Consider the following 12,616-nt stretch of genomic DNA (forward strand, 5'->3'; position numbering starts at 1 on the left):
TAAATTTTACATAGTTTTATTATGCGTGTATCCTTATTAAATAAGATAGTTGTTACATCGTATATTGAATGTTAAAATAAGAAAAATATGCCTTTAATTTTATTACGCCATGGATGCTTACTTTTCCTTTGTAGGTAATAGGATAGGAATGTGAAAAATCTTTGTAGTAAGAGTGTTGATGAAGGTAAATATGAGGGGAGTGAAACGTAGTGATTTCTATCTCGTTTGATAGAAATTAGCTAGGGGAAAAATGATGGATCATACAATGCTGGAAAAATATGCACGTCTTATTGTAAAAACGGGGGTTAATATTCAAAAAGGGCAAACCTTGGTAATTGCTTCGCCCATCGAATGTGCCTCTTTTACCAGAATGATAGCCCAGTATGCTTATGAAGAGGGCGCAAGAGATGTTGTTGTTACCTGGAAAGATGAGTTATTGTCTAAGATTCGATTCCTGCAGGCACCGGAAGAGGTGTTTGAAGAGTTTCCAGAGTGGCAGAAGGATTATTATTTGTCTTATGTAAAACAAGGAGCGGCTTTTGTCAGCATTGCCGCATCTGATCCTGAACTTCTCAAGGATGTGAATCCTGGAAGATTAGTAAAGGTGCAGAAAGCCAGTAACACGGCACTCAAAGAATATAGAGAAAGATTGATGAGTAATAAAAATACCTGGTGTGTTGTATCCATTCCTACTAAATCTTGGGCTAAAAAAGTTTTTTCTGAATTATCAGAGGATGAAGCGGTTGCTAAGCTCTGGGATGCTATTCTTAAAACGGTGAGAGTCGATACACAAGATCCAGTTGCAGCTTGGGAAGAGCATAAGCAAAATTTAAAGAAAAGTTCAGATTTCTTAAATTCGAATCAATTTCAGTATCTGCAGTATAAAAATTCATTAGGTACGGATTTGAAGATCGAACTTCCTAAGAATCATATATGGCTTGGTGGTTCGGAATATACTCCGGAAGGATTGGAATTTGTCGCCAATATGCCAACGGAAGAAGTATTTACTTTACCTAAAAAAACAGGTATTCAAGGTACCGTAGTGAGCTCAAAGCCATTAAATTATAATGGCAATGTCATTGATCATTTTTCTCTTACGTTTAAAGATGGGAAGATCGTTGATTTTACTGCTGAGCAGGGGTATGAGATTCTAAAAGGACTGATTGAGACAGACGAGGGTTCTTATTATCTTGGTGAAGTGGCTTTGGTGCCTTACAATTCACCAATCTCCAATTCAAATATCCTGTATTTTAATACGTTATTTGATGAAAACGCTTCATGCCACTTGGCTATAGGAAAAGCGTATCCTGTGTGCATCAAAGATGGTGAGAATTTGGCAAAAGAAGAATTAGAAGCATTAGGTGTCAATGATTCTTTGGTACATGTAGATTTTATGATCGGAACCAAGGATCTTGAAATCATTGGAACGACAGCAGCAGGGAAAGAAATACCCGTATTTAAAAATGGTGATTTTGCTTTCTGAAAATAGTAAGTAATTAATAGTATTTAAGCAGAATGTGACCGTCTTCTCAGCTGAGAAGATGGTCACATTCTGCTTAGTTTGCTGTTGTAGTTATTCAAAGAATATACTTATACGAACACTTTGGATGCTTTACTGCTCAAGTTGAACGATATAGGCGGCACCGATGTTTAATGAAATGCTTTGAGTAGTTGTGGAGATAGTATTATCTTGGTCATTGCTGCGACTTTTAACTTTTCCATGAATTGATGTTATTATGATTTAATAACGGAGGCGACTTGATACATGCAACCGCCATACTCATTTAATTGATCTTTTAAGTCTTTTTCGTTGACTGCGTCAGGTGTTAATTGAAGAGCAAGCGTGGCGCCGCTGCCTGTTTTACGGGAAAAAGTAGATACTTGTTTAATATGGAGAATCGGTAAGTTTGACTTACGGATATTGTCGATAATTTCTTCAATACTTCTTTCTGTATCGCCGATTTCTATTTGAAAGTTCTCATGTTTAGCCAAGGTAATCACTCCTCTACTTTTTTTGTTTACTTCGACAGTTATATAGTATTTCCTTTCAAGAAAATTTTTATTAATAGATATTTATTATTCGAGTAATCAATTTTTATTGTTTTATATAGAAAACAATAAAAAATTGACATAGGTTATCTGGAATGGTAAAATATTGATAATTTCATGGAGATTTAGTGATACAATTTAATATGATTAAATTTAAATGAATCCCATTGCTGATCAGAAATCTGAAGGCTGGGCGCATGAATTAATTGCGCTCGCCTTATTTTTTATATTTTTTACTCTGGTTGTATTTTACTGGGTAATGGGTTATTGCTGTGGGATGGATTCAAAAATGGCTGGAGAAAAAGCTTATGATAGCGGGAGGGGCATCATAAGTAGGCAGGACAAATTATAGGTCTCCCAGCTTGATACGCTTATCTGTTGGCATCCTGCAGATATTGTTCTTGATCTTGAGTAAGCCATGAAGTAAGATAAGAAAATAAGAATAGTGGAGGCATTGTTAATTAACATCAACAATGCTCCTTTGTTTCATGAATCAAGTAAGCAGCAAGTTTTGAATCGGGAAGTTTGTTATCATGTATTGATAACTTCTATGTAGCATATTTATAAAAATACAGCATCAATTCTAATCCTATATACTTATAGATTCAGAGTTGAGACTGTACTAACAGGAGGAAATCAACGCATGATAAAAAGATTCATTTTCTTATTTTGGGGATTATTTCTTTTTGCTCTTGGAATTGTAATGACCATTAAGAGCAATTTGGGAACATCACCATGGGATGCTCTTCATCTAGGATTAATTCATTATCTTCCATTGACCTTAGGGCAAGTATCCCAGTTAACAGGAATTTTAGTGATTGTTGCCAGTTGCTTTTTAGGAATGAAGCCAGGCTGGGGTACCATTGCTAATATGTATTTCATTGGTTTTTTTATGGATGTAATTATGGATAATAAGTGGATTCCTGATCCTACTTATTGGGTATTCCAAAGCGGGCTCTTACTGGCAGGTATCTTAATTATTGGCTGGGGAAGTTTTTTTTATCTTTCTGCTGCTCTGGGGGCCGGTCCTAGAGATAGCTTCATGGTGGGAGCGGTTACTAAAACAGGTTATCCAGTGTGGAAAGTTAGAACTGTCATTGAAAGTAGTATTGCAATTTTAGGCTACTTTCTAGGAGGACCGATTGGTATTGGTACCATCATTATTGCTTTGACGTTGGGACCTTCCGTCCAATGGGCTTTTTCCCTTGTGGGAAAAAAGGCTCAGGAGATAGAGCATGATTCTTTAACCATTCGGTTAGAACAATAAAAGAAAAATGGCAGCAGGATTATATAGATATTTGTAAAATAGTTCTTTATATGGAAGGAATGTGATTTATGGGAGGTAGAAAGTGAGGAAATTTAGCTTTATTAAAATATGTTTTGGGTTGATGTTCCTTTGGATAATCTCCATATCCAATACCTTGGCTTTTGGAAATTTTCAACCTACAACGATTAAAAAAAATTATTTAAAGAATGAAGTCGTAGTCGATTTTACGATAATGGGATCATCAATTGCCACGCAAGAACAATGTGTAACGTATCTTCTAAAGCGAAATCCCTTGCCTTTGCTTACAACCACTCCCAAGCAATTGGTTGAGTACTATTACCAAGAGGCAGGATTGGAAGGAATACGTCCAGATTTAGCATTTGCACAAGCATTACATGAAACGGGCAATTTTCGTTATGGTGGTGATGTGATACCATTACAGAATAATTACTGTGGACTGGGTACAACAGGTAACGGTGTCAAGGGGGCGTGGTTCCCTTCGGCGCAAATTGGTGTTAGGGCGCAGATTCAACATTTGTTGGCTTATACGACAACGAGGCCGCCAGCGCTGTCTATTGTTGATCCCCGATATAATCTAGTGAAAAGTACAGATAAGTTCGGGCAATCTCTTACATGGACGGATTTAAATGGTAAGTGGGCTGTCCCTGGGAAGACCTATGGGCAGATGATACTAAAAATTCATGAAAAAATTCTAATGGAAGAATAATCAGAAAAAAGTGTCTTTATTTGACATCTTTTTTTAATCTTTAACTTAAAAAAAAAGACCGGCACAAAAATAAAAAAAGTAATTTGCAGGAAGGGATTGTAATAAATTCGTCGAATAAAAATAAGATTGACTGAATAGTCATTTTGAAAAGGAGTGGTTTCGATATAGATTGGAAAATTCTACCTTACATAAGGTATATTCCATAGAGGTGTTTATGACAGTGAATACAACAGTGGAGTAGCAGCAGGCAAGAAAGTAAAAATTAGTGTTAGCAGAGTTAAGGGAGGTAAATAATTTGGTTCGCATAAGTTCAAATGTAAGATGGCGCAATTATATGGCATTAATTATTTTTAGTATGGTGATAATAAGCGGCTGCAGCAAGCAGGCAGCACCAGCACCGCAGGCTGTGGCAGTAAAAGCGATGCAGGTGGCTAGGAAAGATACTCCAATTGCATATGAATTTGTTGGGACAATAGAGGCCAAAAATGAAGTTCAAGTACGGGCTAAGGTTTCTGGTAATATTGTGGATAAAATGGTAACCGGTGGAGCTGAAGTAACAGAGGGGCAGCCAATATTTCGCATTGACAGTCGTCAATATAATTCCGCGTTGCTGACAAATCAGGCAACAGCTGCTCAAGCAGAAGCCTTGCTAGCCAAATCTCGCAAGGATGTTGACAGATATAACCAACTTGCGGCTCAAGGTGCCATTGCCCAGGAGACTCTAGATAATGCATTGGCAGAGGAAAAACAAAATACCGCTGCAGCTAATGCCAATTGGGCTAAAGTGCAGCAAGCACAGGAAGATATTCAGGACACAATGATTCTTTCTCCATTGAATGGCAGGATTGATATTAATGATTTAAGTATTGGCAGCTTTGTAACGGCAGGATCAACAATCATGGCTACGATTTCTTCCGTTGACCCAGTCATGGTAAAGTTTAGTATGAGTGAAAATGAATATTTACAGTTTGCTAAAAATAAAGGTGCTTCTCCAGCAGAGTGGGGACGGGATTTGAAGCTGATTCTCAGCGACGGATCTACCTACCCAATCACTGGGCAAATCGAACAGGTAGATAAAGGCTTAGCAACTGGTACAGGTACACTGAGTTTTAAAGCGTCTTTTGCCAATCCTAACAAGCTTCTGGTTCCCGGTATGTTCGCTCGTGTTGCGGTACAAAGTGAAGTGCGCTCAGGCGCTCTCTTAATTCCGCAAAGAGCTGTTCAGCAAATGCTGGATAAGACTCTCGTTACTGTGGTTGGCGAAGGTGAGAAAGCAGAAACACGAGCAGTTAAAATGGGCACAAAAATTGGTAACATGTGGGTAGTGGAAGAGGGTTTGACAGAAAATGACCGTGTTGTTGTAGAAGGCTTTTTAAAGACTCCGCCAGGAACACCTGTAACGGTAACAATGATTGGCCCGGATGATTTACAAACTCCGGCGAAGCAATAGGAGGTAATCTGGTGGCTAAGTTTTTTATTGATCGTCCCATTTTTGCGATCGTATTATCGATTGTTATTGTATTAATTGGTTCAATATCAGCATTTAATTTGCCGATAGCCCAATATCCGCAAATTACACCACCGCAAGTTAGTGTAAGTGGTAGTTATACAGGTGCGAATGCTGAAGTTGTAGAACAGACGATGGCCCAATTGATTGAACTACAAGTCAATGGGACAGAAGATATGGTTTCAATGCAATCAACGAGTTCTGATTCAGGTTCCTACTCGTTGACTGCAAAGTTTGATTTGAGTAAAAATCCTGATATGGCAACGGTACAAACCCAAAATCGGGTAGCACAAGCCAATGCGTCTCTTCCTTCGGAAGTTACCACAGCAGGTCTTACAACTCGTAAAGTTTCTCCAGATAATTCTCTAATCTTTACCTTATGGTCTCCTAAGGGAAGCTATGATAGTACTTTCTTAAAGAATTATGGCAGCATTTACCTTATCGAAGATTTGAAAAGAATCAAAGGTGTAGGGAACATCATGGAATATGGTGCCGATTATGGTATGAGAATCTGGTTGCAGCCAGACAAAATGGCTCAGTTGAAACTCACGGGGAGTGACGTCTCGAATGCTATTAGTACTCAGAATATCCAGGCTCCAGCGGGAACTATTGGTCAAAGACCGACTTCTTCTCAGCAAGAATTTCAATATACGGCAAGAGTACAAGGGCGTTTAACTGAGCCAAAAGAGTTTGAAAATATTATTGTTAGCTCTCAGAATGGCAACTTTATTCGTATAAAAGACATAGCCAAAGTTGAAATGGGAGGCAAAGAGTATGGCTTCCAGTCTTTTCTTAACGGACATGATGCAGTAGCTTTTGCTGTCCAACTTACGACTGATGCAAACGCATTAGAAACCATTACGCAGGTTCAAGAAAAATTAGAAGAAGCATCCAAAAAGTTTCCTTCGGATGTTGCTTATTATTCTGTCGTTGATAATACGAAATTCGTACGAGAATCGATGAAGGAAGTTGCGAAAACTTTCGCAGAAGCACTGGTACTGGTGCTTTTGGTCGTATTTTTATTTCTGCAAAGCTGGCGTGCTACTCTCATTCCAATGCTCGCCATTCCGGTTTCTTTAATTGGAACTTTTGGTGCGTTTATGGTGATGGGCTTTTCCATTAATACTCTGACCCTTTTTGCCATGGTATTGGCCATAGGGCTTGTGGTAGATGATGCGATCATTGTAATTGAAGCAGTGGAGCATCATATGCGATATAATGGCATGACTCCCAAAGAAGCAACGAAATTGGCTATGAGTGAAGTATCAGGTCCCGTTGTTGCGATTGCCTTTGTGTTGGCATCTGTATTTATTCCTGTCGCTTTTTTTGGAGGAACAACAGGTGTTTTATACAAACAGTTTGCTTTAACCATTGCAGTGTCGATGGCATTGTCTGCCATTGTTGCTTTATCTTTAACGCCGGCACTTTGTGCGTTAATCCTGAAACCTCATGATCCCAATGCTCATTCAGGTATGTTAGAGAAATTCTTCAACAAATTCAATGATGTGTTTGAGGCGACAATAGAACGATATGGTAGAGGTTTGGCGAAACTAATTAAACGGTCAGTTTTAGGTATTGTGTTCTTGGTATTACTATTGCTAGTGACTGGGAAGCTATTTCAATTAGTACCGTCTTCCTTTGTTCCTAGTGAAGACCAAGGGTACTTTATTTCAAGTATTAGCTTACCCGAGGCGGCAAGTGCGAGTCGTACCGCTACTGTTGCTAATAAAATAGCAGAAGATATGCGTGCTCTGCCAGGTGTAGAGGATACTATTGTAGTTCAAGGTTATGATATTTTGGCTGGTGCTCAGAAAGCAAATTCTGCGATTGTTTTTACAAAACTTAAGGACTGGGATGAACGAACAGCGCCAGGACTAGGTGTTGAGCAGCAAGTTATGAAAGTTTTGATAAATGGTTCCCGTGTTCCTGAAGCCAAGGTTGTTTCCTTTAATGCTCCTTCCTTACCGGGTATTGGCACCGTAGGTGGCTTTACCATGATGATTCAAGATAAAGGCGGCAATACCATTGAAGAAATAGATAGGGTTTCTAAGGAATTTATGGCTGCTGCTCGTAAGCGTCCAGAAATTGGGATGATTTACTCTACTTTTGGAATTGATACTCCTGGTTATCGTTTTGATGTAGATCGAGAAAAAGCAGAGCAGTTAGGCGTTCCCGTAAACGATATATTTACTGCATTACAGACCTTTCTTGGTGGGGTGCAGGTTAATGATTTTAACCGTTTTGGTCGATCTTATAAAGTGGTTATGCAAGCGGAACAGCAGTTCCGTAATGATGTAGAGGGAACTCGTTTCTTCTTTGTTCGTAGTTCATCTGGAGCCATGGTACCTTTAAATACCTTATTAAAACCGCAAACAATTACAGCACCTCCTGTAATTAAACGATTTAATGGGTACAGAACGATTCAAGTAGGGGGTAATCCAGCTTTAGGATATAGCTCTGGGCAAGCATTAACTGCACTGGAAGAAGTGGCAGCACAGACATTGCCTAGTGGTTTTGGCTATGAATGGGCTGATCAGAGTCGTGAAGAAAAGATATCTGGTGGTCGTGCTCCTTATGTCTTTGGTTTTGCATTGTTGTTTGTGTTCTTATGCTTGGCAGCTCTTTACGAAAGTTTTGGTATACCTTTTGCAGTTCTTTTATCAGTCCCTACAGGTATATTCGGCGCATTTTTATTCCAATTCGTACGTAATTTACAAAATGATGTTTACATGCAAATTGGGATGGTTATGCTCATTGGATTGTCGGCTAAGAATGCAATTCTAATTGTAGAATATGCCAAAGTTAGGGTTGATAAGGGAATGGAACCCGTTGCAGCCGCTATTGAGGCAGCTAAATTACGGTTACGTCCTATCATAATGACGTCATTAGCTTTCATTATTGGATGTTTGCCTCTTGTAGTTGCTACAGGTGCTGGTGCTGGTGCAAGAAATTCTATGGGAACGGCAGTTGTTGGCGGCATGCTGGCAGCGACAATCCTGGGAATATTCTTAATTCCTGTACTGTTTGTCCTGATTGAACAGGGTGTGGGTTCCATTAAAAAATTAAAGAAGCATAAAAAAGAGATTGATGTTTCTTAATGTTGAAGGTCTTGCAAAATAGATAGCAGTGAAAATGAACCCACTTTTTATAAGTGGGTTTATTTTCTTAACTGGACAGGAATACAATATTAAATGAGGAAGAGGTTCTTTCATGATTAAAAGAGTCTAGAAGGCCTGCGAGTCAGACTGATATTTGGCAGCAAATTTGCAAATTATAAGCCAAACGGTAAAATCCTTTGGTTGAAAAGATAGGTAAGATATGTTACGATGAGCCTGGAAAAGAATAATTCATGTCAAGGGGAGCTGGAGGAGCCGGCTGAGAGATAGATCTGAAATCTATGACCCTTTTTAACCTGATCTGGGTAATGCCAGCGGAGGGATGAGCGATAGAGTCTTTGTATATGCTAAAGCGCATCCTTATGGATGTGCTTTTTTATATTACTCCCTCTCAGCGTTCTCTGCGCCTCTGCGCCTCAATCATTTTTATAATTTAAGTACAATTTTGTGATTTCAATAAGGGGGAATTTATATGAAGAAGGTACTAACGATAGCTGGTTCTGATTCAAGTGGCGGGGCTGGTATTCAAGCAGATTTAAAGGCTTTTTCGGCACATGGGGTATTTGGTATGAGTGTGATTACAGCAGTGACAGCGCAAAATACCCAAGGCGTATTTGCTGTACAGGATATTGATGTAGCTGTGATTGATAAACAGATCGAAGCTATTTTTGATGACATTGCAGTAGATGCTGTGAAAATTGGCATGGTTTCTCGTACGGAGACGATTAAAGCCATAGCAAAAGGTCTTAAAAAATATAATGCCCAGAACATTGTTGTAGATCCCGTAATGATATCGAAAAGCGGTTACTATTTGTTGCAGCCCGAGGCAGTAGAGGCATTGATTTCTTACCTGCTGCCCTTAGCATCGGTTGTAACCCCCAACATTCCCGAGGCAGAGGAAATCAGTGGGCTAAGGATTCATAGCTTGAAGGATATGGAAGAAGCTGCTAACTTCATTCATCAATTAGGACCGAAGTATGTACTGCTAAAGGGCGGACATCGGGAAGATGATGCTACCGATATTTTATTTGATGGAGAAAGTTATCAATATTTGAGTACACCTCGAATTGCTACGCAAAATACCCATGGCACAGGCTGCACCTTGTCAGCTGCAATTGCTGCCAATTTGGCTAGGGGGTATTCTGCGCAAGAGGCAGTTTCTAGGGGGAAGGAATATATTCACACGGCGATTGAACACTCCTTTGCTATTGGCAAAGGTGTTGGTCCTGTTCATCATTTTTATAATTTATATAAAGGCGCAGGTATGTTAAATGACGAATGAAACAAGTAATAATGCATTAGGTTTTAATCACTTTTTATTTTTATGGTTTGGTGCGGCAATATCCATTGCTGAAATCTTAACAGGAGGGTTATTAGCTCCTCTTGGCTTTCAAAGCGGAGTAATAGCCATTGTGATTGGTCATGTGGTTGGTGTAATTATTTTGGTGCTGGGCGGTATCATTGGTACCCAGGAAAGGATACCAGCTATCGTCTCTACTCGTATTTCTTTTGGCGTATATGGATCTTATTTATTTTCAGTGTTAAATGTGCTGCAGCTTGTAGGGTGGACAGCAGTTATGATTATTGCTGCAGCCCGGTCAGCTAATGAAATCAGCAAAATGCTGTGGGGAATGGATCACCTCTCTCTTTGGAGCATGGGGATTGGCGGCTTAGTTCTTCTGTGGATCGCTCTTGGTAGAGAGGGCGGCTTAAAGAAAGTGAATATGTTAGCCGTGTTTTTGTTGTTTGGTATTACGGTACTATTGAGCAATGTAGTATTTAAAGATAGTACCGCTTTAAGTGCACCGCCTATTGGAGGAATGTCTTTTGGTGAGGCATTAGAATTGAGTGTTATTATGCCATTGTCCTGGCTGCCGCTGATTGCTGACTATACACGCTTTGCTAAAAGCAGAACAAGTGCAGCTTTGGGCAGCGGACTAGGTTATTTTATAGGTAGCTGCTGGATGTATCTGATTGGCTTAGGCGCTGCTATTATTGCAGGTAATCCCGAACCTTCTGCCATGATGCTGGCCGCTAATTTAGGATTATCAGCTCTAGGCATTATTGTGCTGGCAACAGTAACAACCACTTTTTTAGATGCTTATTCTGCTGGTGTTAGTTTCGCTAATATTTTTCCGAAGCTAGATGAGAAAAGAATTGCTTTAGTTATGACGGTGATTGGCACGGGTATCGCTTTGTGGGTGAATATTGAGCAGTACGAAAATTTCCTCCTTGCCATTGGATCTGTTTTTGCTCCATTATTTGCGGTACTATTAACTGAGTATTTTATTATTAAAAATAGGCAATTGCGTCCGGAACTTCTTGTAAATTGGAGTGCCCTAGCAGTTTGGGCCTTAGGGGTTATTATGTATCATCAGTTTATTACCATGGAGTTTGTACTGGGAGCAACCATACCGGTTCTACTCTTTACGTCACTACTTTATAAAATCATTTGGGGGTATACAAAAGAATGGAAATCCTGCAAAAAATATCCGACAGCCTCATAACTGTAAAAAACAAAAAGCCTCTGGTACATCATATTACGAACTATGTGACAGTGAATGATTGTGCCAATATAACTCTGGCCATTGGTGCTTCTCCTGTTATGGCAGATGATATAGGAGAAGTAGAAGAAATGGTTTCCTTTGCTTCTTCTTTGGTATTAAATATAGGAACTTTAAATTCGCGGAGTATTGAGTCCATGCTGGCGGTTGGCAAAAAGGCGAAAGAACGAGGGATTCCCATTGTTTTTGATCCCGTGGGAGTGGGAGCAACCAGTCTTCGAACTGCCACTGCCAAGCGAATCATAGAAGAAGTGGGGCCGTCGGTCATTCGTGGCAATATGTCGGAAATGAAGAGTTTGGCTGGCTTGGATGCGCAGATTAAGGGTGTTGATTCGACTGCTGATGAAGAAGATGGAATAACAGTAGCCAAACTGCTTTCTAAAAAGCTTAACTGTGTAATTGCGATTACCGGAAAGCAGGATATTATTGCTCAGGAAGATCAAGTTTGCTTGATTAATAATGGTCATCCTATTTTATCTCAAGTTACAGGTACAGGATGTATGGCTACATCATTGGTTGCTTCTTTTTGTGGAGCAACTGAGGAGTGGTTTGTGGGAGCGGCAGCAGGCATTATGACCATGGGCTTAGCCGGGGAATTGGCACAGCAGTCTTTGCAGGCAGGAGAAGGAATCGGTACTTTTCGGATGCGGCTGTTTGATGCCGTGTGGGCTATGACTCCTGAGCTTATGAAAAAAGGCGGTGTCATTTCCAATGGATAAAAAAGCAGTTGATTACTCGCTATATTTAGTAACGGATCGAGAGTTACTGGGGAATAAGGATTTAGCGGCAACAGTGGAAGAGGCTATTAAAGGAGGTGCTACTTTAGTACAGATTCGTGAGAAGAATGTGTCTACTTTAGAGTTTTTTGAGTTAGCCTTGGTGGTAAAACATATTACTGGAAAATATAAGGTGCCTTTCATAATCAATGATCGGATCGATATTGCGTTAGCGATTGATGCTGACGGTGTACATATTGGGCAAGAAGATATGCCTTTAGCAGTAGCACGAAAATTACTTGGTCCTACTAAAATCATTGGTGTATCAGCCTCCACATTGGAAGAGGCTGTGAAAGCCCAAGATGAAGGGGCGGACTATTTAGGAGTCGGTGCCGTATTTCCTACCAGGACAAAAAGCGATGCTGATCATGTGAGTTTAGCAGCTTTTAGGAGAATAAAAGAAGGAGTCTCGGTGCCTGTTGTTGCCATTGGCGGCATTGAAAAGAATAATATTCAACATGTGATGGAGGCTGGCGCGGATGGAGCAGCTGTTGTATCAGCGATTATTGCTTCTGCTGATCCTTATCAAGCAGCGTGTAACCTTCGCCACATTATAAAAAAATAAGAACACAACACGATAGTCCTGCAACAGTTTATTATAAAGACGTTG

10 protein-coding genes and 1 riboswitch are annotated in these 12,616 nt (G+C 39.8%); of the genes, 9 read left to right on the top strand and 1 reads right to left on the bottom strand.

Features of this window, described 5'->3' with window-relative positions:
* The first annotated feature begins 250 nt into the window (after positions 1–250).
* Positions 251–1,483, top strand: a complete 1,233-nt coding sequence (locus JBW_RS06725; RefSeq protein ID WP_007956834.1) for an aminopeptidase — start codon at positions 251–253, stop codon at positions 1,481–1,483.
* Between the two features lie 251 nt (positions 1,484–1,734).
* On the opposite strand, the gene JBW_RS06730 is transcribed toward JBW_RS06725, so the two are convergent.
* Positions 1,735–1,992, bottom strand: a complete 258-nt coding sequence (locus tag JBW_RS06730) for a hypothetical protein (protein WP_007956832.1) — start codon at positions 1,990–1,992, stop codon at positions 1,735–1,737.
* Between the two features lie 700 nt (positions 1,993–2,692).
* Here JBW_RS06730 and JBW_RS06740 point away from each other — a divergent pair.
* From JBW_RS06740 to thiE, 8 genes are all read left to right on the top strand, one after another.
* The gene (locus JBW_RS06740) at positions 2,693–3,316 is read left to right on the top strand and encodes a YczE/YyaS/YitT family protein (RefSeq protein ID WP_007956830.1); all 624 of its coding nucleotides are present in this window, start codon (positions 2,693–2,695) and stop codon (positions 3,314–3,316) included.
* Positions 3,317–3,398: 82 nt separating this feature from the next.
* Positions 3,399–4,043 carry a glucosaminidase domain-containing protein gene (locus JBW_RS06745; RefSeq protein WP_007956828.1) on the top strand — a complete coding sequence of 215 codons (645 nt, stop codon included), beginning with the start codon at positions 3,399–3,401 and terminating at the stop codon, positions 4,041–4,043.
* Between the two features lie 265 nt (positions 4,044–4,308).
* Entirely contained in the window at positions 4,309–5,493 is a 1,185-nt protein-coding gene (locus JBW_RS06750) for an efflux RND transporter periplasmic adaptor subunit (RefSeq protein ID WP_036681076.1), read from the top strand.
* 11 nt (positions 5,494–5,504) lie between these two features.
* Positions 5,505–8,648, top strand: a complete 3,144-nt coding sequence (locus tag JBW_RS06755) for an efflux RND transporter permease subunit (protein ID WP_007956826.1) — start codon at positions 5,505–5,507, stop codon at positions 8,646–8,648.
* Between the two features lie 247 nt (positions 8,649–8,895).
* Positions 8,896–9,006, top strand: a riboswitch (TPP riboswitch).
* Between the two features lie 132 nt (positions 9,007–9,138).
* Entirely contained in the window at positions 9,139–9,948 is an 810-nt protein-coding gene (thiD, locus tag JBW_RS06760) for a bifunctional hydroxymethylpyrimidine kinase/phosphomethylpyrimidine kinase (RefSeq protein ID WP_007956825.1), read from the top strand.
* Positions 9,938–11,173 carry a putative hydroxymethylpyrimidine transporter CytX gene (gene cytX / locus JBW_RS06765; protein WP_007956824.1) on the top strand — a complete coding sequence of 412 codons (1,236 nt, stop codon included), beginning with the start codon at positions 9,938–9,940 and terminating at the stop codon, positions 11,171–11,173. The genes thiD and cytX overlap by 11 nt, the downstream gene beginning before the upstream one ends.
* On the top strand, positions 11,137–11,949 hold the full coding sequence (gene thiM, locus JBW_RS06770) for a hydroxyethylthiazole kinase (RefSeq protein WP_007956823.1): 813 nt from the start codon (positions 11,137–11,139) through the stop codon (positions 11,947–11,949). Before cytX ends, thiM begins: the two co-directional genes overlap by 37 nt.
* A complete protein-coding gene (thiE, locus tag JBW_RS06775) occupies positions 11,942–12,571 on the top strand; it encodes a thiamine phosphate synthase (protein ID WP_007956822.1) in 630 nt (209 codons plus the stop codon). Before thiM ends, thiE begins: the two co-directional genes overlap by 8 nt.
* Positions 12,572–12,616 lie beyond the last annotated feature (45 nt).

Origin of the sequence: Pelosinus fermentans JBW45, from assembly GCF_000271665.2 — a bacterium.
GTDB classification, from domain to species: Bacteria; Bacillota; Negativicutes; order DSM-13327; family DSM-13327; genus Pelosinus; species Pelosinus baikalensis.

Bases quoted from the DNA above. Each gene is read 5' to 3' on its own strand.
- thiM (WP_007956823.1), top strand. From the start codon at position 11,137: ATGGAAATCCTGCAAAAAATATCCGACAGCCTCATAACTGTAAAAAAC.
- thiE (WP_007956822.1), top strand. From the start codon at position 11,942: ATGGATAAAAAAGCAGTTGATTACTCGCTATATTTAGTAACGGATCGA.
- JBW_RS06725 (WP_007956834.1), top strand. From the start codon at position 251: ATGATGGATCATACAATGCTGGAAAAATATGCACGTCTTATTGTAAAA.
- thiD (WP_007956825.1), top strand. From the start codon at position 9,139: ATGAAGAAGGTACTAACGATAGCTGGTTCTGATTCAAGTGGCGGGGCT.
- cytX (WP_007956824.1), top strand. From the start codon at position 9,938: ATGACGAATGAAACAAGTAATAATGCATTAGGTTTTAATCACTTTTTA.
- JBW_RS06740 (WP_007956830.1), top strand. From the start codon at position 2,693: ATGATAAAAAGATTCATTTTCTTATTTTGGGGATTATTTCTTTTTGCT.